Below are 19,643 nucleotides of genomic sequence, written 5' to 3'. Positions count from 1 at the left end.
TCACGACATGCCGCGTGGTGGCCACGGCGGTTACGGTGGACGGGTGCGTGACCCCAACGTCTCCCGAAGCGTCGCCGGCCAGCTCTCCCCGGCGCGCCGCGCCGCCGACCTGCGGCGACTGCGCGCCGAGCGGTTCGACGTCCTGGTGATCGGCGGCGGCGTCACCGGCGCCGGCGCGGCGCTGGACGCCGCCTCCCGGGGCCTGAAGGTGGCCCTCGTGGAGGCGCGCGACTTCGCCGCCGGCACCTCCAGCCGGTCCAGCAAGCTGATCCACGGCGGCCTGCGCTACCTGGAACAGTTGGAGTTCCACCTGGTCCACGAGGCGCTCACCGAGCGGGGGCTGCTCGCCACCCGGCTCGCCCCGCACCTGGTCCGGCCGGTGCCGATCCTGGTCCCGCTGCCCGCCGGCAAGGGCGTGCGCGACCTGCCCGGCCGCACCTTCCGCCGCTCCTACTACGGCCTCGGCGTGGCCGCGTACGACGCGTTCGCCGGGCTGTTCGGGGGCGGGCGGGGGATGCCGCTGCACCGGCACCTCAGCAGGGAGGGCGCGCGGCGGATCTTCCCGAGCCTGCGCGCCGACGGCCTCGCCGGGGCGATCCGCTACTACGACGGGCAGGTCGACGACGCCCGGCTGGTGGTCACCCTGGCCCGCACCGCCGCCAGCCTGGGTGCGACGGTGGTCACCAGCACCCGCGCCGTCGGCCTCGTCCGGCAGGCGCGCGAGGTGACCGGGGTCCGGGTCCGCGACCTGGAGGCGCCGCCCGGCTCACCGGACGCCGAGTTCGAAGTACGCGCCCGCACCGTCGTCGCCGCGACCGGCGTGTGGACCGACGACATGTCGCGGATGCTCAACGACGTCGGGCTGCGCCGGGGCGTCCGGGTCCGGGCGTCGAAGGGGGTGCACCTCGTGGTGCCCCGCTCGGCGATCACCGGCGAGACGGGCCTGATCCTGCGCACCGCCACCAGTGTGTTGTTCGTCATCCCCTGGGGCGGGCACTGGATCATCGGCACCACCGACACCGACTGGCGGCTCGACCGGTCCCACCCGGCCGCGTCGGCCCGCGACATCGCCTACCTGCTGGAGCAGGTCAACACGGTGCTGGACCGGCCGCTGACCACCGACGACATCGAGGGCGTCTACGCCGGCCTGCGGCCGCTGCTGGCCGGCGAGGCGGACTCCACCTCCAAGCTGTCCCGGGAACACGCGGTGGTCGAGCCCATGCTCGGGCTGCTGCTCGTCGCCGGGGGCAAGTACACGACGTACCGGGTGATGGCCTCCGACGTGGTGGACCGCGCGGCCCGCCGGCTCGGCGGGGTCCGCCCGTCCCGCACGGCCGACCTGCCGCTGCTCGGCGCCGACGGGTACGCCGCGATGTGGCGGGACCGGGCCGACCTGGCCCGCCGGCACGGGGTGCCGGTCGGCGTGGTCGAGCACCTGCTGGAGCGCTACGGCACCCTCACCCTCGACCTGTTGGCGCTGGTCGACGCCGATCCGCTGCTCGCCTCCCCGCTGGCCGGCGCGCCGGAATACCTGGCGGCCGAGGTGACGTACGCGGCCCGCGCCGAGGGGGCGCTGCACCTGGAGGACGTGCTGACCCGGCGTACCCGGATCTCCTTCGAGACGGCCCACCGCGGCCTGGAGTCGGCCGAGCACACCGCCGAGCTGATGGGCGCGGTGCTGGGCTGGGACGCGGCGACCCGGGCGCGTGAGGTCGCGCACTACCGGGCCCGGGTGGAGGCGGAGCGGGAGTCGCAGCTCATGCCGGACGACGCGACGGCGGACGCGGCCCGGCTCGGCGCGCCGGACGTGCGCGGCTTCGCGGCGGACCGGGGCGCCGACGGCGATCCGGTCGAACTCCCGTCGTCCCCCCGGTAGCCGAACCCGTACCGGAGGGCGGTCCACCCCTGTCCGGCCGCTCGGCCGGTACCCGACGGCACCATGATCGGGTACGTTCCGGCGCGTGATCCGCCCTTTCCGCGCGCGTTCGATCATCCCGTTGGCCGCCGGTGCCCTGCTCGTCGCGGCGCTCGCCGCCTGCTCGACGGTCGGGCCGGTCCGCCGGGCCGGCACGGCGACCGCCCCGCCGCCCGACGGGTCGCCGGCATCCCCGGCCGGTGGCGCGGCGGCCGGCGGGCCGGTGCGGGTGGAACTGGTGCAGAAGCACGGCCAGGACGGCCCGGTGCGGACGCTGTCCGTCCAGCCCGACGGGCGGTGGGACTGCGCCAACTGCGCCGGCGACGACGTCCGGTCGTCCGGGCAACTCGCCCCCGAGCAGACGCAGCGGCTGCGCGCGCTGCTCACCGACGAGCGGCTGGCCGCCGAGACCGACAAGGCCCGGGGCTACCGGGTGAGCTGCATCGACGCCCTGACGTCCGTGCTGGTCACCACGCCGGGCCCGATCACGATCGAGGACTGCCCGGGGGAGGAGCGGCCACCCCTGGGCTACGAGATCCTGCTGCTGCTCACCCAGGCCACCCCGGCGGAGGCCACCGCCTGAGGCCGGGCCCAGGACCGCGTCAGAGCACCTTGCCGGGGTTGAACAGCCCCGTCGGGTCGAGCGCCGACCTGATCGCCTGGTGCACCCGCACCCCGACCGGCCCGATCTCCCGGGCCAACCAGTCCCGCTTGAGCAGCCCCACCCCGTGCTCGCCGGTGCAGGTGCCGCCCAGCTCCAGCCCGAGCCGCATGATCTCGTCGAACGCCCGCCGGCCCCGCTCCACGCTCGCCGGGTCGGCGCGGTCGACCACGATGTTCGGGTGCAGGTTGCCGTCGCCGGCGTGCCCCACCACCCCGATCGGCACGGCGCACTCCTCGGCGATGCGGGCCACCCCGTCCAGCAGCTCGGCGAGCGCCCCGCGCGGCACCGCCACGTCGTCGATCACCAGCCCTCCGTTGCCACCCGGGTACGTGTCGGCGGCGAACTTCTCCATCGCCGGGTGGGCCAGCCGGCGGGCCTGGAGCAGCGCCGCCGCCTCCACGGCGTCGGTGGCCGCGTACACCTCGTCGGCACCGGCGGCCTCGCACACCTCGGCGATCCCCGCCAGGTCGTCGGCGGCCCGCGAACCGGTGTCGACGGCGGCCAGCAGCAGCGCCTGCGCGTCGGTGCGCAGCCCCATCGGCTGGTACGCCTCGATGGCCCGCAGGTGGGTGCGGTCGAGCAGCTCCAGCAGGCTCGGGGTGAGGCCCTTCGCGGCGATCTGGGCCACCGCCGTGCCGGCGTCCGCCGTCGAGTCGAAGACGGCGACCAGGGTGAGCGACTCCTCCGGCGCGGGCCGCAGCGCCACGGTCACCTCCGTGATCACCCCGAGGGTGCCCTCCGAGCCGACGAAGAGCCGGGTCAGGTCGTAGCCCGCGACGCCCTTGGCGGTGCGCCGCCCGGTGCGCAGCACCTCGCCGGAGGCGAGCACCACCTCCAGGCCCAGCACGTACTCGGTGGTCACGCCGTACTTGACGCAGCACATGCCGCCCGCGTTGGTGGCGACGTTGCCGCCGATCGTGGACGACTCCCAGGAGCCCGGGTCCGGCGGATAGTAGAGCCCCTCCCGGCGCACCGCCCCGGCCAGTGTCGCGTTCACCACACCGGGCTGGACCACGGCGATCCGCGCCACCGGGTCGATCTCCAGGATCCGGTCCATCGCCACCGTGCTCAGCACCACCGCGCCGTCCACCGCGTTCGCCGCGCCCGCCAGCCCGGTCCGCGCCCCCTGCGGCACCACGGGTACGCCGTGCCGGGCCGCCGCCCGGACCACGCCGGCCACCTGCGCGGTGTCACGGGGGCGGACCACCACCAGCGGCGTGCCCGAGGCGCACAGGTCGGCCTCGTCCCGCTCGTGCATCCGCAGCAGGTCGGGGTCGGTCAGGACGGCGGCGTCGCCGAGGAGGGCACGCAGGTCAGCGAGGAGAGGGGATCCGGCCATGCAGGAGAGGCTAACCGGCGGCTAGGTTGGCGGCCATGCTGTATGTGGACCGGCCCGCCTGGCCGGCGCGCGGGCGCCTCTGGTCCCACCTGATCAGCGACGTCTCCGCCGCCGAGCTGCACGTCTTCGCCGAGATGCTGGGCGTGCCCCGGCGAGCGTTCGACCGGGACCACTACGACATCCCCGCCGAGCGGTACCGGATGGCGGTGCTTCTCGGCGCGCGGGTCGTGCCGAGCCGCGACCTGGTCCGCCTCCTGCGCGCGGCGAACCTGCGCCGCCCCAAACACCTGCACGTCCCCTGATCACCCGGGCGAGGGGGCGAGGGCGGTCAGTTCGCGGGTGAGGTTGGCGTGGGCCTGCGGGGTCCAGTGGGTGTGCAGGTGGGGGTGGCGGTAGAGGGTGGGCAGGGACAGGAGCTGGTCCAGGATCCTCGCGCGGCCCCGGCGGAAGTCCCCGTCCGGCACGTGCGCGTACTCCTGCCGGACGGCCGCGGCGTAGCGGTCGTACTCCTCGGGCGTCCCGGCCAGCACGGCCAGGTCGGCGTCGCAGAGCAGCGCCCCGTCGCGGTCGTCGGCGGCGACCGCGTGCCCGGCGGTGAGCAGCACCAGCCGGCGCACCTCGGCCACCGCCGCCGCCGGCACCCCGAGCCCGGTGAGCAGCCCCTCGGCGAGGTCGGCGCTGGCCCGCTCGTTGGCGTCACCGGCGGTGCGCGGGTCGTAGACCGCGTCGTGGCACCAGGCGGCGAGGCGGACCAGGTCCGGACGGTCGGCGAAGCCGGCGTACGCGTCGACCACGTCGAGGACGGCGGTCAGGTGCCGGACGGTGTGGTAGCGGCGGTGCGGCTCCCGCCAGCGGGCCAGCAGCTCCTGCCCGGCGCGGGTCAGCGCGGGGCCGTCGGGTGCGCCAGCGCCCCGGACCGCCGCCCGCCACCGGGCCACCAGGCCGGCCCCCCGCCCGTCGTCCGCCTCGGCCGCCCGGTCGTCGTGCGGGACTGCCGCGCGGTCGTCGTCCGCCTCGTCCGCCCAGTCGTCGTGCGGGTCGGGCACCCGGGCGTCGTCCAGCTCCGTCACCCGGTCGAGTCTGCCGCAGCGGGCGAGGATTCACCGGCCCCGCCGCGGGTAGTCCCCGCCATGGCCGTGGCCCGGGACCGCCGACCCTCGCTGCTGCGGCGTGCCGGGATGCGCGACGGCGACGGCGACGTCGACGCGCCACGGATCGCGGCGGCCATGGAACAGCTGCGCCACCGGGGCAAGGCCACGCTGCACGACCGGCTGCACCGGGTGCGGATGGCGCTCGGGTTGGCCGTCCAGGCGGGGCTGGCCGCGGCGCTGGCCTGGATCGTCTCCCACGAGCTGCTGCACAACCCGCAGCCGGTCTTCGCGCCGATCTCGGCGGTCGGCACCCTCGCCGCGTCGGTCGGCCAGCGGCTGCGGCGGACGGTCGAGCTGATCGTCGGGGTGGCGGTCGGGGTGTTCCTCGGCGACGTGCTGATCTATTTCCTGGGCACCGGCGGTTGGCAGCTCGGGATGGTGGTGACGGCGGCGATCCTGTTGACCATCTTCTTCGGCGCGAGCGTGGCGATCGTCATCCAGGCCGCCGCCACGGCCGTGCTGATCGTCACGCTCAGCCCGTCCACCGAGAACCTGGAGATACCGCGCTTCGTGGACGCGTTCGTCGGCGGCGGGATCGCGCTGGTGGTGACGGCGATCCTGCTGCCGCTGAACCCGCTGCGGGTGATCAACCGGGCCGCCCGGCCGGCGCTCGACCTGCTCGCCGACCAGCTCGACGTGGCCGCCGCCGCGCTGCGCGACCGTGACCGCGACAGCGCCCAACGTGCCCTGGAACGGCTCCGGGAGAACAAGGCGGAGCTGGCCACCTTCACGGAGGCGATCGAGGGCGCGAAGGAGACCAGCACCCTCTCCCCGGCCCGCTGGCACCGGCGCAGCGAGCTGACCCACTACGCCGACGCGGCCGAGCCCATCGACCGGGCGATGCGCAACAGCGGCACCCTGATCCGGCGCTCGGTCACCATGATCGAGGACGGCGAACCGGTGCCCGACCCCATGTCCGACGCGGTGGGCCACCTCGCCGAGGCGGTCCGCCTGCTCCGCCACGAGTTCGCCGTCGGGGCGGAGCCGGAGAAGGCCCGGGAACGGTCCCTGCGCGCCGTCAGCGAGGCCGGCCGGGCGTACGAGCAGGGGGTCGGGTTCTCCGGCAGCGTGGTGGTCGCGCAGGTGCGGACCACCGCCAGCGACCTGCTGGTGGCCTCCGGCATCGAGCAGCAGGAGGCGAACCGGCTGGTCCGCGAGTCGTTCGGCGAGCAGGAGAAGCCGGCCCCGGAGGCGGGCGAAGGCGAGCCCGGCCCCCGGAGGTCGCCCGCCGCCCCGTCCGTCGGCTGAGCGGCGGGGCGGGGCCGCGCTCGGCCCCGCCCGGAGTCGGTCGGCTCAGCCCAGCTCGGCGAGGGCGGCCAGCAGGCGGTCGACGTCCCGCGCCGTGCTGCCCAGGCCGAGGCTCGCCCGCAGGGCGGTCGGCGGCAGGTCCGTCCGGCCGCTGCGGGCCGCCGCCTCGGCGAGCAGCCGCCGGGCCAGCGGGTGGGCGCAGAACAGCCCGTCGCGGACCCCGACGTCGTGCCGGGCCGCCAGCTCCGCCGCCACCTCGCCCGAGTCCCGGCCGGCGACGACGAACGAGACGATGCCGACCCGGGGCGCGTCCGGCCCGAAGGTACGCAGCTCCACCACGTGCGGCAGGGCGGCCAGGCCCTTCCGGAGCCGGGCCAGCAGGGCCTGCTCCCGGGCGTGCAGCGCGTCCCGGTCGGCGTCGGCGAGGGCCGCGCAGACCGCCGCGAGGGCGACCGCGCCGAGCAGGTTGGGGGTGCCCGCCTCGTGCCGGGCCGGGCCGGCGGCCCAGCGCACCTGGTGGGTGGCGTCCCCGACGTGGCTGGTCGCGCCCCCACCCGCCAGGTACGGCGGGGCCGCGTCCAGCCAGTCGCCCCGCCCGAGCAGCACGCCCGCGCCGAACGGCGCGTACAGCTTGTGCCCGGACACGGCCAGGTAGTCCACGCCGAGCGCGGCGACGTCGACCGGCGCGTGTGGGGCGAGCTGGGCGGCGTCCACGGCGATCCGGGCGGCGTGCCGGCGGGCGACGGCGGCCAGCTCGGCCACCGGCCAGCGTTCCCCGGTCACGTTGCTGGCCCCGGTGACCGCCACCAGCACCGGCGGGCCGGCGGAGCGGCTGATGCCCGCGGCCCCCGGCGTCGCGTCCCGGCGCAGCTCGGTCAGCGCCGCGTCCAGCGCCCGGACCGCCTCGCCCGGGCTGGCCGGCACGGGCAGCCGCACCGAGCCGCGCGGCCAGGGCAGCAGGTTGGCGTGGTGCTCCCCGGCGAACGTCACCACCGTCGTCCCCGCGGGCAGGGCGCGGGCCAGCAGGTTCAGCGCGTCCGTCGTGTTGCGGGTGAAGATCACGTGGTCGCCGGGCCGGGCGCCGAAGAAGTCGCCGACGGTCTGCCGGGCCCGCTCGTAGGCGAGGGTGCAGCGCCGCGACAGCGCGCCCGCGCCGCGGTGCACGCTGGCGTACCAGGGGAGCAGCTCGGCCACGGCGTCGGCCGCCGCCCGCGCGCACGGCGCGCTGGCCGCGTGGTCCAGGTTGGTCTGGCCCGGCACGCCGAGCACGTCGAGCGGCCGCGACGACGCCGGCGCGGTCCACGCGGGCAGCGGGGCGGGCGGGGGTACGAGGGTGACGGTCATGTCGACCTCCGGGTCCGGGGACCCCGGGTGACGCCACCGGAGACGGGGTCCGCGCTTGCCCAGCGCCGGACGGGGCTGGGCCCGGTCATCACCCGGGGCACCCCACCGCGAACTCGACGAGGGTTGCCGGCCAGCAAGCCGGGGCTTGACGCTGGCGCTCGTGACCTGCCGACAGGATAACGGTCGGCGGATGCGCCCGGAACGGGCGGCGGGGGGTGACTACGCTGACAGAATGGCCGACACCCCACCCGGCGGCGCCCCGGTGCCGCCGTGGACCGCGCCCGACGTCCCCGCGCCGCCCGGCGGGTCCGCCCCCCGGATGCCGCTGCGTCGGCTGGGCTGGCGGCGGTTCCTGGTGCTGGCCCTGGTGGTGCTGCTGATCGCGGCGTGCGCGGTCTACATGCTCTTCGTGCTCGGCTCCAACCTCGGGCCGCAGGCGCTGCTGATCGGGGTGGTCGCCGCGATCCTGCCGGTGCCGGTGCTGGTCTCCTGCTTCCTGTGGCTCGACCGGTACGAGCCGGAGCCGCTGAAATACCTGATCTTCTGCTTCGCGTGGGGCGCGTTCGTCTCGACGGCCGCCTCGCTGACCGTGAACGAGTTCTTCGCCGCCCGGTTCACCGACTGGGGGCTGCCGAACGCCCTCACCGGCGTGCTCGTCGCCCCGTTCATCGAGGAGCTGACGAAGGCGCTCGGGCCCATCCTGCTGCTGATCTTCCGCCGCCGCGAGTGGTCCGGGATCACCGACGGCCTGGTCTACTGCGGGCTGTCGGCGGTCGGCTTCGCCATGGTGGAGAACATCCTCTACCTGGGCGGCTACGGCTACGCCTCCGGCGTCGACGAGTACGGCCCCGCCACCGGCGCGCGGCAGGTCATCGCGATCTTCATCGTCCGGATCCTGCTGTTCGGGTTCGCGCATCCGCTGTTCACCTCGATGACCGGGGTGGGGCTCGGCATCGCCGCCCGCACGGCCGACCGGCGGGTGCGGTTCCTCGCCCCGCTCGCGGGCCTGCTGCTGGCGATGATGCTGCACGGCACCTGGAACCTGCTGCCGTCGCTGGCCCAGGCCACCGGCCAGGCCATGATCGCCCTGTACGGCTACCTCGGCGTGATGGTGCCGATCTTCTTCGCCATGGTCGGGCTGGCCATCTGGCTGCGCGGCTGGGAGGGGCGGCTGACCGAGCGCACCCTGCCCGACTACGTGCGGGCGGGCTGGCTCACCCCGCCCGAGGTGGCGTCGCTGGGCAGCCTCGGCCGGCGGCACGCGGCCCGCACCTGGGCCCGCCGGGTGGCCGGCGACGCGGGCCTCAAGGCGATGCGGGGATACCAGTTCTCGGCCACCCGACTGGCGCTGCTGCGCGACGGGATGCGCCGGGGGCTGGACCGTCGGCCCGCCGACCAGGAACGGACGATCAGGGAGGAACGGGAGCTGCTGGACGCGCTCACCGCGTACCGGGCGTTCTTCGTCGGCCGGGACCCGCAAACCCCCGTCGGCAGCTGGGACGGCCACCGCTACCACCTGCGGTTTCCCGACGGCTCGCAGCGCGCCGTTGACGCGCCGGACGAGCCGGTCGTGCCGATCCCCGTGGTGCTCGTCCCGCCGCCCCCGCCCCCGGTCCCGGCCCACGCGGCCGGCTACGGCCCGCCCGGCTACGGCCCGCCCGGCTGGCACGGCCCCCACCAGCCCCCGCCCTGGCCGCCGCGCGCGGGCTGACGGCCCGGCCGGAACTCCGGGCCGGCTCGGGGCGGCTCGCGCCAGGCCGGGCCGGGGCCGTCAGGCGTGATCAGGTCGGGCGTGATCAGGCCGGGCCGGGTCAGGTCGTGAGGCCGGTGAGGAAGTCACCCATGCCCTGGGCCATCGCCATCAGGCCCCCGCCGACCGACCGGCACACCTGCGCCGCGCCGTCCGGCCGGAACGCCACGAAGTAGATCAGGAACGCGACGCCGCCCCAGAGGAACACCTTCTTCACGAACACCGGCAGGCTCCCCTCCCCAGGGTGCTGGACGTGCCTGGCGTTCCCTTCGCGGACGGCCGCAAACGAAGCAGCCCCCGCCAGGCCGCGCACGGTGCGCCCGGGGGGGAGGAGTGTTAGGAGGGGGCCCCTGCTATACCGAAAGCGTTAACAGGGGGCCCTTCCTTACAGGTAGAGGCCGGTGGAGCCGGTGGTCTCCGCCTCGACGCGTTCGGCGGCCACGGCGTGCACGTCCCGCTCGCGCAGCAGCACGTACCCCCGGCCGTGCAGCTCGACCTCGGAGCGGTCGTCGGGGTCGAAGAGGACCCGGTCGCCGGAGACGATCGAGCGGACGTGGGGGCCCACGCCGACGGCGGTGGCCCAGGCGAGGCGCTTGCCGACGGCGGCGGTCGCCGGGATCACGATGCCGGCGGTGGAGCGGCGCTCACCCTCGCTCCCCTCCAACCGCACCAGCACCCGGTCGTGCAGCAGGCGGATCGGCAGGCCGGCGTCGAGGTTCTCATCGGCGGTCACGACGGAACGGTACCGCGTCCCCGCGGACCGGTCCGCTGGTGGTTACGGGGTTGCGGGCCGGGGCAATGTTGGCGCAACCGCCCTAGGCTGGGGCGGTCGGACGTATCCTGTCCCCCCTGTCGTCTGGGCGGGCGGGTTCTGCTGCGGGAGGTGCGCTTGAGCCGCTTCGAGCGGGTACGGGGACGGCTGCGCCGCGCGTACGAGTCGGGACGGGACGCGGTGCGGCAGGCCCGCGCCGACCCGACCGGGCGGGCCGACGTGACGGGCCCTCGGGCGCTGCCCGGCAGCATCGACGCGTCGGCCGAGGCCGGGGTGGCCTCGCCCCGCTCGCCGGGGCCGGTGGCACCGCCGTCGGCGATCGTGGTCGGCGCCGAGCCGCCCGCCGCGCTGCACAACTCCACCTCCAGCCGCGACGACGCCGACGTGCCGCACGCGCTGCGCATCGCGGCCGCCTGGTCGTGGCGGCTGATCGTCATCGGCGTCGTGTTCTGGGCGCTGCTGAAGATCGTCGCCACCGTCAGCATCGTGATCATCCCGCTGGCCATCGCCATGCTGCTCTCGGCGCTGCTCGCGCCGGCCGTTGGCTGGCTGCTGCGGGCGCGTTTCCCCCGCTCGCTGGCGACGGCGGTGGTGCTGGTCGGCGGCCTGGCCGCCGTGGTCGGCACGTTGACGCTGGTGGTCAACGAGTTCATCAAGGGCGTGCCGGAGCTGAGCAAGAAGTCCTCCGAGGGCGTCCGGCAGATCCAGGACTGGCTCAAGACCGGCCCGCTGCACCTGTCGGACAGCCAGCTCGACCGGTACATCGAGGAGGCCCAGTCCTGGATCAACAACAACACCGAGCGGTTCACCAGCGGGGCGGTCTCCACGGCGGCGACCCTGGCCGAGGTGCTCACCGGCATCGTGCTGGTGCTCTTCGCCACGTTCTTCTTCCTGCGTGACGGCAGCCGGATCTGGCGGTTCCTGGTGCGGCTGCTGCCGGTGGCGGCCCGGTGGAAGGTCGACGACGCCGGCCGGGCGTCCTGGGAGACGCTGGGCGCCTACGTGCGGGCCACGGTGCTGGTCGCGTTCATCGACGCGGTCGGCATCGGCACCTTCCTGGTCGTCTTCGACATCCCGTTCGCGTTCCCGCTGGCGGCGCTGGTCTTCCTGGGGGCGTTCATCCCGATCGTCGGGGCCGCGCTCTCCGGCGGGGTCGCGGTGCTGGTGGCGCTGGTCGACAGCGGCCCGGTCACCGCCCTGATCATCCTCGGCGTGGTGATCGGCGTGCAGCAGGTCGAGGGGCACGTGCTCCAGCCGCTGATCATGGGTCGGGCGGTGGCCATCCACCCGCTCGCGGTGATCATCGGCATCGCGGCGGGCGTGGTGCTCGCCGGGATCACCGGCGCGCTGGTCTCGGTGCCGCTGATCGCGGTGCTCAACACGGCCGTCCGCCGGCTCGCCGCGCGTACGGTGCCGGACACCCCGCCCGACGCCGTGGTGGTCGCCTCGCAGGCGCCCTGACCGGCCGGCGGGCAGACCGCCGACCGGGCCGCGTCACGACCTGCCGAGCCGCTCCAGCGCCCCCCGGGCCACCTCCGGGCGCGTCGTATACCAGAACGGGGGCAGCGAACGGCGCAGGAACGGGCCGTAGCCCCGGGCCGTCTCCAGCCGCGAGTCGAGCACCGCGACCACGCCCCGGTCGCCGGTGGCCCGGATCAGCCGGCCCACGCCCTGGGCCAGCCGGACCGCCGCGATCGGCACGCTGACGGCGGAGAACCCGGAGCCCCCGCCCGCGTCCACGGCGGCGGCGCGGGCCGCCGCGAGCGGCTCGTCCGGCCGGGGGAACGGCAACCGGTCGATCACCACGAGTTGGCAGGAGTCGCCCGGCACGTCGACCCCCTGCCACAGCGACATCACGCCGAACAGGCAGCTCGACTGCTCCTGGCGGAACCGGCGCACCAGCAGCGGCAGCGCCTCCTCGCCTTGGAGCAGGACCGGCAGGTCGGTCTTCGCGCGCAGCAGCTCCGCCGCCTGCTGCGCGGCCCGCCGGGAGGAGAACAGCCCGAGGGTACGCCCACCCAGCGCCCCGACCAGCGCCAGCAGCTCCTCGCCGGCCGCGTCGGGCAGCCCGGAGGCAGCGGGGCGGGGCAGGTGCGCCGCCACGTAGAGGATGCCCTGCCGGGCGTAGTCGAACGGGGAACCGACGTCGAGCGACCGCCAGCCCGGCCCCTCGGTGGCGGGCACGGTGCCGGTGGTGGGGCGGCTGCCCGGGGCGGCGGCCACCGGCGTCGCGCCGGCCGGGGCGTCCCCCCGGGCGGTCGCGGCGGCCAGCGCGGCGGCGGCCGGGGACGGCGGGGCGGGTGGCGGCGCCTCCAGCCCCAGCGCCCGGGCCACCGTGTCGAACCGGCCGCCCAGCGCCAGGGTCGCCGAGGTGGCGACGACGGTGCGCTCGTCGTACAGGTGGGTGGCGAGGGTGCCGGCGACCGACAGCGGGGCCACCACCAAGGCCCGGCGGCTGCCGTTGTCGGGCTTCTCCACCCACGCCACGTCGTGCTCGGACTCCTCCAGCAGCCGCTGGGCGGTGGCCGACAGCTCGTCGAGCACCGCCTTGGCCTGCTGCTTGCGGACCGGGTCGGGGTCGTCGGACTTGACGTCGCCGATCGCGTCGAGCGCGGCCCGGGTGGCGGCGTCGAGCAGCGTGCACGCCTCGCGCAGCGGGCCGGGCAGACCGGCCGTGAGGCGACCGGCGGGGGCCTCGGCCAGCCCGACGGCGAGCGCGTCGCCGGCCTCGGTGAGCCGCTCGGCGACCTCCGGACGCAGCAGCGGCCGGGCCCGCCGGGTGGACCGGTCGATCAGCTCCGGCACCAGCTCGGCCTGGGCCGCCGAGGAGACCCGGTCGGCCAGCTCGTGCGCCTCGTCGACGATCAGCAGCTTGTGCGGCGGCACGATGTGCCGGCCGGCGATCATGTCGACGGCGAGCAGGCTGTGGTTGGTGACCACGATGTCGGCCTCCCGGGCGCGGGCCCGGGACGCCTCGGCGAAGCACTCCGCGCCGAACGGGCAGCGGGACGCCCCCACGCACTCCCGGGCCGGCATCGACACCAGCCGCCAGGCCAGGTCGTCGACGCCCGGGTCAAGCTCGTCGCGGTCGCCGGTCTCGGTCTCCATCGCCCAGTCGCGCAGCCGCTCGATCTGCTTGCCGAGCCGGCCCGCCTCGCCGAGCCACCTCCCGCCCCCGCCGCCCGCCCGGGGCTCGACGGCGTCGAACAGCGTGTCCGTCGGCTCGTCCTCCGTCGAGTTGTCCAGCCGGGCCAGGCACAGGTAGTGGTGGCGGCCCTTGAGCACGGCGAAGGTGGGCCGGCGGCCGAGCACCGGCTCCACCGCCTCGGCGAGCCGGGGCAGGTCGTGCTCGACGAGCTGGGACTGCAACGCCAGGGTCGCGGTGGAGACCACCACCGGGCCGTCCACGGTCAGGGCCGGGGCCAGGTAGCCCAGGGACTTGCCGGTGCCGGTGCCGGCCTGCACCAGCAGGTGCTCGCCGGAGGCCACGCACTCGGCGATCGCCGCGGCCATCTGCTGCTGGCCGGGGCGGGCCGCGCCGCCGGGGACCGCGCCGACCGCGGCGGCGAGCAGCTCACCGGCGTCGGCCCGCTTGCCGCGCCGCCGGGAGGTGCGGGGGAGGGCGGAACCGGGAGCGGTGCGCGGCGGAGTCACCGTGCGAAGGTACCCGTCGCCGCCGACACCGGTCCGCCCCCGCCCCGCGTGGCGGGGTCACGGTACGGAATCTCCCGGCATCGATTCCGTTACTTCCCCCCGCGCGATCGGTGGGCGGAATCGACTAGGGTGCGACTCATGCCGAGCGACGTGGTCCGCGTGATCTACCGCAAGTACGACGGCAGCGCCCACCGCGACTACCCGGCCCGCCTCCTGACCACGGACGACCTCGGCGTGTGGCTCGGCGTCCCGGCCGGCACCGAGTCCGTCTACCATGGCCGGCCGTCGGTCGAGCAGATCCCCTTCGTGCTGCTGGTGCCGCACCACGCCTGGTGGACGTGCATGTTCAACCCGCCGCCGCGCACGAGCGAGGTCTACTGCGACATCGCCACCCCGGCCCGCTGGGAGGGCGACGACACCGTCCACCTGTTCGACCTCGACCTCGACGTGGTGCGTCGTCGGGGCACCGGTCTGGTCGAGCTGCGCGACGAGGACGAGTTCGCCGAGCACCGGGAGCAGTTCGGCTACCCCGACGACCTGGTGGCCGAGGCGGAGGCCGCCTCCCGGTGGCTGCTGGGCGTGCTCGGCGACGGCAGCGAGCCGTTCGCCACGGCGTACCGGAAGTGGCTGGCCCTGGTGGTCTGAGCCCGGGTCGCCCGCGGCCCGCCGCCGGCCCTCCGGCCCGAGGCCAGCCCGCCGGCCCGCTCCCGGCCCCCGGCCGTCACGGGTGCGGCGGCCCGTCGGCCTCCGGCCCGAGGCCGGGCACCCGGGTCAGCTTGTCGGGGTTGAGCTGGTTGAAGACGCCGGTGATCCGGCCGTCGTGCACGGCGAAGGCGGTGACCAGGCGCAGCGGCCGACCGTCGGTGTGCACGGTCTCGAACTGCAACCCGAGCGCGCCGTCCACCAGCACCGGCCGGGACCGCACCCGCGCGCCGTAGCGGCCCGCCCGCCCGAACAGGCCCAGGACGAACCGGCCCACCGCGTCGGCGCCGGTGACCGGCCGCCGGGCCGCCGGGAAGTGCCCGCCGCCGTCGCCGATCAGCACCACGTCCGGGGCGAGCACCCGCACCAGTTCGGCCAGCTCGCCGGACTCGGTCGCCGCGACGAACGCGGCCACCACCCGCCGCTGCTCGGCCAGGTCGGCCGTGTGCCGGGGCGCGTCGGGCGCGGCGAGGGCCCGCCGGGCCCGCGAGGCGAGCTGCCGGGCGGCCACCGCCGTCGTGCCGAGCACCTCGGCGACCTCGCCGAACGGCACCGCGAACACGTCGTGCAGGACCAGGGCGACCCGCTGCTCGGGGCCGAGCCGCTCCAGCAGCACCAGCAGGGCCGTGCCGACCCGGTCGGCCCGGACGGCGCGTTCGGCCGGGTCGGGCGCGAAACCTTCGCCGTCCAGCGGCGTCACGACCGGCTCGGGCAGCCACTGCCCCGGGTACGTCTCCCGGCGGACCCGCGCCGAGCGCAGCACGTCCAGGCAGATCCGCCCGCAGGTGGTGGTGAGCCAGGCGGCCAGGTTGCCGACCTCCGCCCGCCTCACCGGGTCGCCCAGCGCGCCGGCGCAGCGTAGCCAGGTCTCCTGCACGGCGTCCTCGGCCTCGCTGCGGCTGCCCAGCATCCGGTACGCCAGGGCGGTCAGCCGCCCCCGCTCCGCCTCGAACCCGTCGACCAGCTCCGGCACGCCGCCACCTTCCACGCGCATGATTCTCCCCACCCCTCGACGTCCCGGCGACCGGGAACGTGACACGGGCGCTCGACGGGCGGGAGTGGCCGGGGTGGGTGATGATCCAGTCATGAGCCGGTTCGATGGTGCGCGGTCAGATGTCGCCCACGCTGTCCGGGACGTCGTGCCGCCCGAGGGGGCGACGATGCGGGAGTTGCTGCGGGTGGGCGGGGGTGCCGTCGACCTGGCGGCGATCGATCCCCGGTCGACGCCAGGGCTGCCGGCGTCCGCCGCCGAGGGCGACGGGAGCCGCAAGGCGTGGGCGCGGGAGCAGGTGCGGCTGCTCGGCGCGGCCCTGGGGCGGCAGCAGGAGATGCTGTACGCCACCGCGCAGGCCGCCGCCGGCCCGGGCGCGCCCACCGGTGCTCCCACGACGGCCGACGTCGCGCCGGGGCGGGGCCGACCCGACCGGGTGCTGCTGGTGCTCCAGGCCATGGACTGCGGCGGCAAGGACGGCACGATCCGGCGGGTCGCCGGGGCGATGAACCCGCTCGGGCTGCACATCCGCTCGTTCGGCCCGCCCACCGACGAGGAGCGGCGGCACGACTTCCTGTGGCGGATCCGCCGGGCCCTGCCGCCGCCCGGGTACGTCGGGGTCTTCAACCGGTCGCACTACGAGGACGTGCTGATCGCCCGGGTGGAGTCGCTGGTGCCGGAGGCCACCTGGCGGGCCCGGTACGACGAGATCAACGCCTTCGAGCGGGAGCTGACCGGCTCCGGGGTGCGGCTGGTCAAGGTCATGCTGCACATCTCGCACGCCGAGCAGGGCGAGCGGCTGCTGGCGCGGCTGACCGACCCGACGAAGCACTGGAAGTACAACCCGAGCGACCTGGACTCCCGGGCCCGCTGGGGCGACTACCAGGCCGCGTACGCCGAGGCCCTGAGCCGGTGCGGCACGGACGCCGCGCCGTGGCACGTGGTGCCGGCCGACCGGAAGTGGTATCGCGACTGGGCGGTGGCGCACCTGCTGCGGGAGACGTTCGACGACCTGGATCTCGGGTATCCGCCGGCGGACTTCGACGTGGCGGCGGAGCGCAGCCGCCTGTGCGGCACCTGACCGGCAGCGCGACGGCACCTGACCAGCGGCGCGCCCGCGTGGCGGTCGGGCGGCGCCGGCGTGCGGTCGGCCGGCGGTTGCGGGCCGGCTGACCGGTTCCAGGTGAACGGCAGGTGAACGACCAGTAAATGGCGGCTGGCCAGGGGTGGGCCGACGAATTCGCGGCCCGGCCGTTTCCTAGCATTCCCGTTGCAGGCACCCCCGGGGCGTCCGCCACCCTTCCACCGACACGACGAGGTCCAGGCTGTGAAGTTTTCCTTCCGCCCCACCGAGGGCGCCTTCTACGAGCTCTTCACCAGGGCCGCGCAGAACCTGGTGCGGGGCACCGAGCTGCTCAACGAGCTGGCCCTGCCGGGCGTGGACGTGCAGTCGGTGAGCGAGCGGCTGACCGAGGTCGAGCACGACAGCGACCAGATCACCCACGACCTCTACAAGAAGATCAACTCCACCTTCATCACCCCGTTCGACCGGGAGGACATCTACCGGCTGGGGTCGCTGCTCGACGACGTGATGGACCACCTGGAGGCCGTGGGCAACCTGCTCTACCTCTACGGGCTGACCAAGCTGCCGGCGCTCCCGCGCGAGCTGCACGAGCTGGTCAACGTGCTGGACCAGCAGGCGAAGCTGACCGCCGAGGCGATGCCCCGGCTCAAGTCGATGAAGGATCTCGAGGACTACTGGATCGAGTGCAACCGGCTGGAGAACGACGGCGACCAGGCGTACCGGATGTTGCTGGTCCGCCTCTTCTCAGGCGAGTACGACGCCCTCACGGTGCTCAAGATGAAGGAGGTCGCCGACGAGCTGGAGGCCGCCTGCGACGCCTTCGAGCACGTGGCCAACACCGTCGAGACCATCGCGGTCAAGGAGTCCTGATCCTGTGAGTCCCGAACTCATCGCCGTGCTGGCGGTGATCGCGGTGGCCCTGGCGTTCGACTACACCAACGGCTTCCACGACGCCGCCAACGCGATCGCGACCAGCGTCTCCACCCGCGCCCTGACACCCCGGATGGCGCTCGCCCTCGCCGCCGTCGGCAACTTCGTCGGCGCCCACTTCGGCGCGGGGGTCGCCAAGACCGTCGGCGACAACCTCGTCACCCTGCCCACCGGCATCGCGAGCCTGGGGGTGGTCTTCGCCGGGGTGCTCGGCGCGATCGCCTGGAACCTGATCACCTGGTACTTCGGCCTGCCGTCGTCGTCCTCGCACGCGCTGTTCGGCGGCCTGGTCGGGGCGACCCTGCTGGCCACCGGCGGCATCGTGCAGTGGGTCAACATCGCCGAGAAGGTCCTGCTGCCGATGGTGCTCTCGCCGATCGTCGGCCTGACGCTGGGCTACCTGCTGATGCTGGCGATCCTGTGGCTGTTCCGCAACGGGCAGCCGGGCAAGCTGAACCGGGGCTTCCGCTGGGCGCAGACCGCGTCGGCGGCGGCCATGTCCGTCGGCCACGGCATGCAGGACGCCGCGAAGACCATGGGCATCGTGGTCCTCGCCCTCTACACGGGCGGCTTCCAGGACGACAAGACCCACATCCCCGGCTGGGTGTTCTGGACGTCGGCGGCGATGCTGGCGGCCGGCACGTACGCCGGTGGCTGGCGGATCATCCGCACGCTCGGCCGCAAGATCATCGACCTGGGCCCGCCGGAGGGCTTCGCCGCCGAGACGGTGGCCAGCTCGGTGCTCTACTTCAACGCGCTGGTGCTCCACGCGCCGATCTCCACCACCCACACGATCACCTCGGCGATCATGGGCGTGGGGGCGACGAAGCGGCTCTCCGCGGTGCGCTGGAACGTGGCCGGCAACATCGTGGTCGCGTGGATCATCACGTTCCCGGCGGCGGCGCTGATCGCCTGCGTCACCTACCTGCTGGTCCGCCCCCTCTTCGGCTGACGGCCTGCCGCGCTCGCCGTCCGGCGGTCCCGCCGGCCGCCGCTCGCCGCCCGCCGCCCGGCGGTTAGGAAGGGCCCCCTGTACAACAGAATGCGTTAACAGGGGGCCCTTCCTTGCACCTCACTTGTACTGCACGCCGATCTGCTCGCGGATCGCGTCCAGCAGGCCCATCACCTCAAGCGTGGTGGCGTGCGGCACCAGCGGGCTCTCCGTCAGCCCCGCCGCGAGGCAGCGCTGCACCTCGATCGCCTCGTACTGGTAGCCGCCGCCGGTCAGGTCGGCCGGGATCGTCTCCGGCTCCGCGCCGGCCCGGTGCAGCGTCGCCGACGGCGGCCGGAAGAACGGCGCGGGCAGGTCGATGCGTCCGGCGGTGCCGGTGATCGAGGCGACCAGCGGGCTGGCCCCGATCATGCCGCAGCTCAGCGTCGCCACGGCCCCCGAGTCGTAGCCGAACACGATGCCGGTGTTCTCGTCGACCCCCTCCGGGCCGATCTTCGCCCACGACCGCACGTGCTGCGGGACGCCGAGCAGCAGGTGGGCCAGGCTGACCGGGTAGACGCCCAGGTCCAGCAGCGCGCCCCCGCCCAGCGCGCGGGCCCGCATCCGGCTCTCCGGCGCGAACGGCCCGGCCACCCCGAAGTCGGCCTGCACGCCGGTGACCTGCCCGATCGCCCCCTCGGCGAGCAGCTCGACCACCCGCAGGATCAGCGGGTTCGTGCGCATCCACATGGCCTCCATGAGGAAGAGCCCCCGGGAGCGGGCCGCCTCGACCAGCTCGGTGCTGTCGGCCAGGTCGAGGGTGAACGGCTTCTCCACCAGCACCGCCCGGCCCGCCGCCAGGCAGATCATGGTGGCCTCGTGGTGCGCCGCGTGCGGGGTCGCCACGTAGATCGCGTCCACCTCGTCGTCGGCGGCCAGCTCCGCCCAGGAGCCGTACGCCCGCTGCGCGCCGTGCCGGTCTGCGAACGCCCGTGCCGCCTCCGGCGTCCGCGAGCCGACCGCGACCAGCTCGGCCCCCGGCACGTGCCGCAGGTCCTCGGCGAAACAGCCGGCGATGTGGCCGGTGGCCAGAATGCCCCAACGTGTCATGCGCCCACGCTAGCCGGGCGGGAGCCGACCCCCCACCGCCGCCGGACCAGCCGATCCA

The 19,643-nt window shown here is 75.2% G+C and carries 18 protein-coding genes and 1 riboswitch; of the genes, 10 read left to right on the top strand and 8 right to left on the bottom strand.

The genetic code is table 11. The features are described from left to right. Positions 1 to 7 precede the first annotated feature (7 nt). A complete protein-coding gene (locus LPA42_RS12015; RefSeq protein ID WP_077938126.1) occupies positions 8 to 1,876 on the top strand; it encodes a glycerol-3-phosphate dehydrogenase/oxidase in 1,869 nt (622 codons plus the stop codon). A gap of 85 nt (positions 1,877 to 1,961) precedes the next feature. Further along, the gene (locus LPA42_RS12010) at positions 1,962 to 2,498 is read left to right on the top strand and encodes a hypothetical protein (RefSeq protein ID WP_077938127.1); all 537 of its coding nucleotides are present in this window, start codon (positions 1,962 to 1,964) and stop codon (positions 2,496 to 2,498) included. Between the two features lie 19 nt (positions 2,499 to 2,517). Here LPA42_RS12010 and LPA42_RS12005 read toward each other — a convergent pair whose 3' ends face one another. Further along, positions 2,518 to 3,918, bottom strand: coding sequence for an FAD-binding oxidoreductase (locus LPA42_RS12005; RefSeq protein WP_077938128.1), 1,401 nt, complete (start codon positions 3,916 to 3,918; stop codon positions 2,518 to 2,520). Positions 3,919 to 3,953: 35 nt separating this feature from the next. On the opposite strand from LPA42_RS12005, the gene LPA42_RS12000 reads away from it, so the two are divergent. Beyond that, a complete protein-coding gene (locus tag LPA42_RS12000) occupies positions 3,954 to 4,220 on the top strand; it encodes a DUF4031 domain-containing protein (protein ID WP_077938129.1) in 267 nt (88 codons plus the stop codon). Here LPA42_RS12000 and LPA42_RS11995 read toward each other — a convergent pair whose 3' ends face one another. Beyond that, positions 4,221 to 4,859 (bottom strand): metal-dependent phosphohydrolase, encoded by a 639-nt coding sequence (locus LPA42_RS11995; RefSeq protein WP_228986555.1) that lies wholly within the window; start codon positions 4,857 to 4,859, stop codon positions 4,221 to 4,223. A 237-nt stretch (positions 4,860 to 5,096) separates the two neighbouring features. Here LPA42_RS11995 and LPA42_RS11990 point away from each other — a divergent pair, with 237 nt between their 5' ends. Then, positions 5,097 to 6,317 carry an aromatic acid exporter family protein gene (locus tag LPA42_RS11990; RefSeq protein ID WP_091278125.1) on the top strand — a complete coding sequence of 407 codons (1,221 nt, stop codon included), beginning with the start codon at positions 5,097 to 5,099 and terminating at the stop codon, positions 6,315 to 6,317. A gap of 45 nt (positions 6,318 to 6,362) precedes the next feature. On the opposite strand, the gene LPA42_RS11985 is transcribed toward LPA42_RS11990, so the two are convergent. Further along, positions 6,363 to 7,661, bottom strand: a complete 1,299-nt coding sequence (locus tag LPA42_RS11985; protein WP_077938132.1) for an aminotransferase class V-fold PLP-dependent enzyme — start codon at positions 7,659 to 7,661, stop codon at positions 6,363 to 6,365. Positions 7,662 to 7,707: 46 nt separating this feature from the next. Continuing rightward, positions 7,708 to 7,827, bottom strand: a riboswitch (SAM riboswitch). Between the two features lie 66 nt (positions 7,828 to 7,893). On the opposite strand from LPA42_RS11985, the gene LPA42_RS11980 reads away from it, so the two are divergent. Next, positions 7,894 to 9,372, top strand: a complete 1,479-nt coding sequence (locus tag LPA42_RS11980; RefSeq protein ID WP_228986548.1) for a PrsW family intramembrane metalloprotease — start codon at positions 7,894 to 7,896, stop codon at positions 9,370 to 9,372. A 100-nt stretch (positions 9,373 to 9,472) separates the two neighbouring features. Here LPA42_RS11980 and LPA42_RS11975 read toward each other — a convergent pair whose 3' ends face one another. Then, positions 9,473 to 9,634, bottom strand: coding sequence for a hypothetical protein (locus LPA42_RS11975; protein WP_176734157.1), 162 nt, complete (start codon positions 9,632 to 9,634; stop codon positions 9,473 to 9,475). Positions 9,635 to 9,796: 162 nt separating this feature from the next. Continuing rightward, entirely contained in the window at positions 9,797 to 10,144 is a 348-nt protein-coding gene (locus LPA42_RS11970; protein ID WP_043965186.1) for a co-chaperone GroES, read from the bottom strand. Between the two features lie 123 nt (positions 10,145 to 10,267). On the opposite strand from LPA42_RS11970, the gene LPA42_RS11965 reads away from it, so the two are divergent. Continuing rightward, entirely contained in the window at positions 10,268 to 11,644 is a 1,377-nt protein-coding gene (locus LPA42_RS11965) for an AI-2E family transporter (protein WP_141722196.1), read from the top strand. A gap of 33 nt (positions 11,645 to 11,677) precedes the next feature. Here LPA42_RS11965 and LPA42_RS11960 read toward each other — a convergent pair whose 3' ends face one another. Next, positions 11,678 to 13,837, bottom strand: a complete 2,160-nt coding sequence (locus LPA42_RS11960) for an ATP-dependent DNA helicase (RefSeq protein ID WP_228986547.1) — start codon at positions 13,835 to 13,837, stop codon at positions 11,678 to 11,680. A 138-nt stretch (positions 13,838 to 13,975) separates the two neighbouring features. Here LPA42_RS11960 and LPA42_RS11955 point away from each other — a divergent pair, with 138 nt between their 5' ends. Next, positions 13,976 to 14,482, top strand: a complete 507-nt coding sequence (locus LPA42_RS11955; RefSeq protein WP_043965189.1) for a DUF402 domain-containing protein — start codon at positions 13,976 to 13,978, stop codon at positions 14,480 to 14,482. Between the two features lie 76 nt (positions 14,483 to 14,558). Here the strand turns inward: LPA42_RS11955 and sigJ are convergent, their stop codons facing one another. Beyond that, entirely contained in the window at positions 14,559 to 15,533 is a 975-nt protein-coding gene (gene sigJ / locus LPA42_RS11950; protein WP_096761664.1) for an RNA polymerase sigma factor SigJ, read from the bottom strand. Positions 15,534 to 15,699: 166 nt separating this feature from the next. Between sigJ and LPA42_RS11945 the strand changes: the two genes are divergently transcribed. The 3 genes from LPA42_RS11945 to LPA42_RS11935 all read left to right on the top strand — a co-directional run bounded on the left by LPA42_RS11945 (position 15,700) and on the right by LPA42_RS11935 (position 18,496). Then, positions 15,700 to 16,611, top strand: a complete 912-nt coding sequence (locus tag LPA42_RS11945; protein WP_198956611.1) for a PPK2 family polyphosphate kinase — start codon at positions 15,700 to 15,702, stop codon at positions 16,609 to 16,611. Positions 16,612 to 16,857: 246 nt separating this feature from the next. Further along, positions 16,858 to 17,484, top strand: coding sequence for a DUF47 domain-containing protein (locus LPA42_RS11940; RefSeq protein ID WP_043965192.1), 627 nt, complete (start codon positions 16,858 to 16,860; stop codon positions 17,482 to 17,484). Between the two features lie 4 nt (positions 17,485 to 17,488). Next, a complete protein-coding gene (locus LPA42_RS11935; RefSeq protein WP_077938139.1) occupies positions 17,489 to 18,496 on the top strand; it encodes an inorganic phosphate transporter in 1,008 nt (335 codons plus the stop codon). A 120-nt stretch (positions 18,497 to 18,616) separates the two neighbouring features. Here the strand turns inward: LPA42_RS11935 and LPA42_RS11930 are convergent, their stop codons facing one another. After that, on the bottom strand, positions 18,617 to 19,585 hold the full coding sequence (locus tag LPA42_RS11930) for a Gfo/Idh/MocA family protein (protein WP_077938140.1): 969 nt from the start codon (positions 19,583 to 19,585) through the stop codon (positions 18,617 to 18,619). Between the last annotated feature and the right edge of the window lie 58 nt (positions 19,586 to 19,643).

It is taken from the genome of Micromonospora sp. DH13, assembly GCF_020873825.1.
Classification (GTDB): Bacteria; Actinomycetota; Actinomycetes; order Mycobacteriales; family Micromonosporaceae; genus Micromonospora; species Micromonospora haikouensis.
This window is presented reverse-complemented; position numbering and strand designations above follow the sequence as displayed.

Bases quoted from the DNA above. Each gene is read 5' to 3' on its own strand.
- LPA42_RS12015 (WP_077938126.1), top strand. From the start codon at position 8: ATGCCGCGTGGTGGCCACGGCGGTTACGGTGGACGGGTGCGTGACCCC.
- LPA42_RS12005 (WP_077938128.1), bottom strand. From the start codon at position 3,918: ATGGCCGGATCCCCTCTCCTCGCTGACCTGCGTGCCCTCCTCGGCGAC.
- LPA42_RS12000 (WP_077938129.1), top strand. From the start codon at position 3,954: ATGCTGTATGTGGACCGGCCCGCCTGGCCGGCGCGCGGGCGCCTCTGG.
- LPA42_RS11990 (WP_091278125.1), top strand. From the start codon at position 5,097: ATGCGCGACGGCGACGGCGACGTCGACGCGCCACGGATCGCGGCGGCC.
- LPA42_RS11985 (WP_077938132.1), bottom strand. From the start codon at position 7,661: ATGACCGTCACCCTCGTACCCCCGCCCGCCCCGCTGCCCGCGTGGACC.
- LPA42_RS11980 (WP_228986548.1), top strand. From the start codon at position 7,894: ATGGCCGACACCCCACCCGGCGGCGCCCCGGTGCCGCCGTGGACCGCG.
- LPA42_RS11955 (WP_043965189.1), top strand. From the start codon at position 13,976: ATGCCGAGCGACGTGGTCCGCGTGATCTACCGCAAGTACGACGGCAGC.
- sigJ (WP_096761664.1), bottom strand. From the start codon at position 15,533: ATGCGCGTGGAAGGTGGCGGCGTGCCGGAGCTGGTCGACGGGTTCGAG.
- LPA42_RS11945 (WP_198956611.1), top strand. From the start codon at position 15,700: ATGCGGGAGTTGCTGCGGGTGGGCGGGGGTGCCGTCGACCTGGCGGCG.
- LPA42_RS11930 (WP_077938140.1), bottom strand. From the start codon at position 19,585: ATGACACGTTGGGGCATTCTGGCCACCGGCCACATCGCCGGCTGTTTC.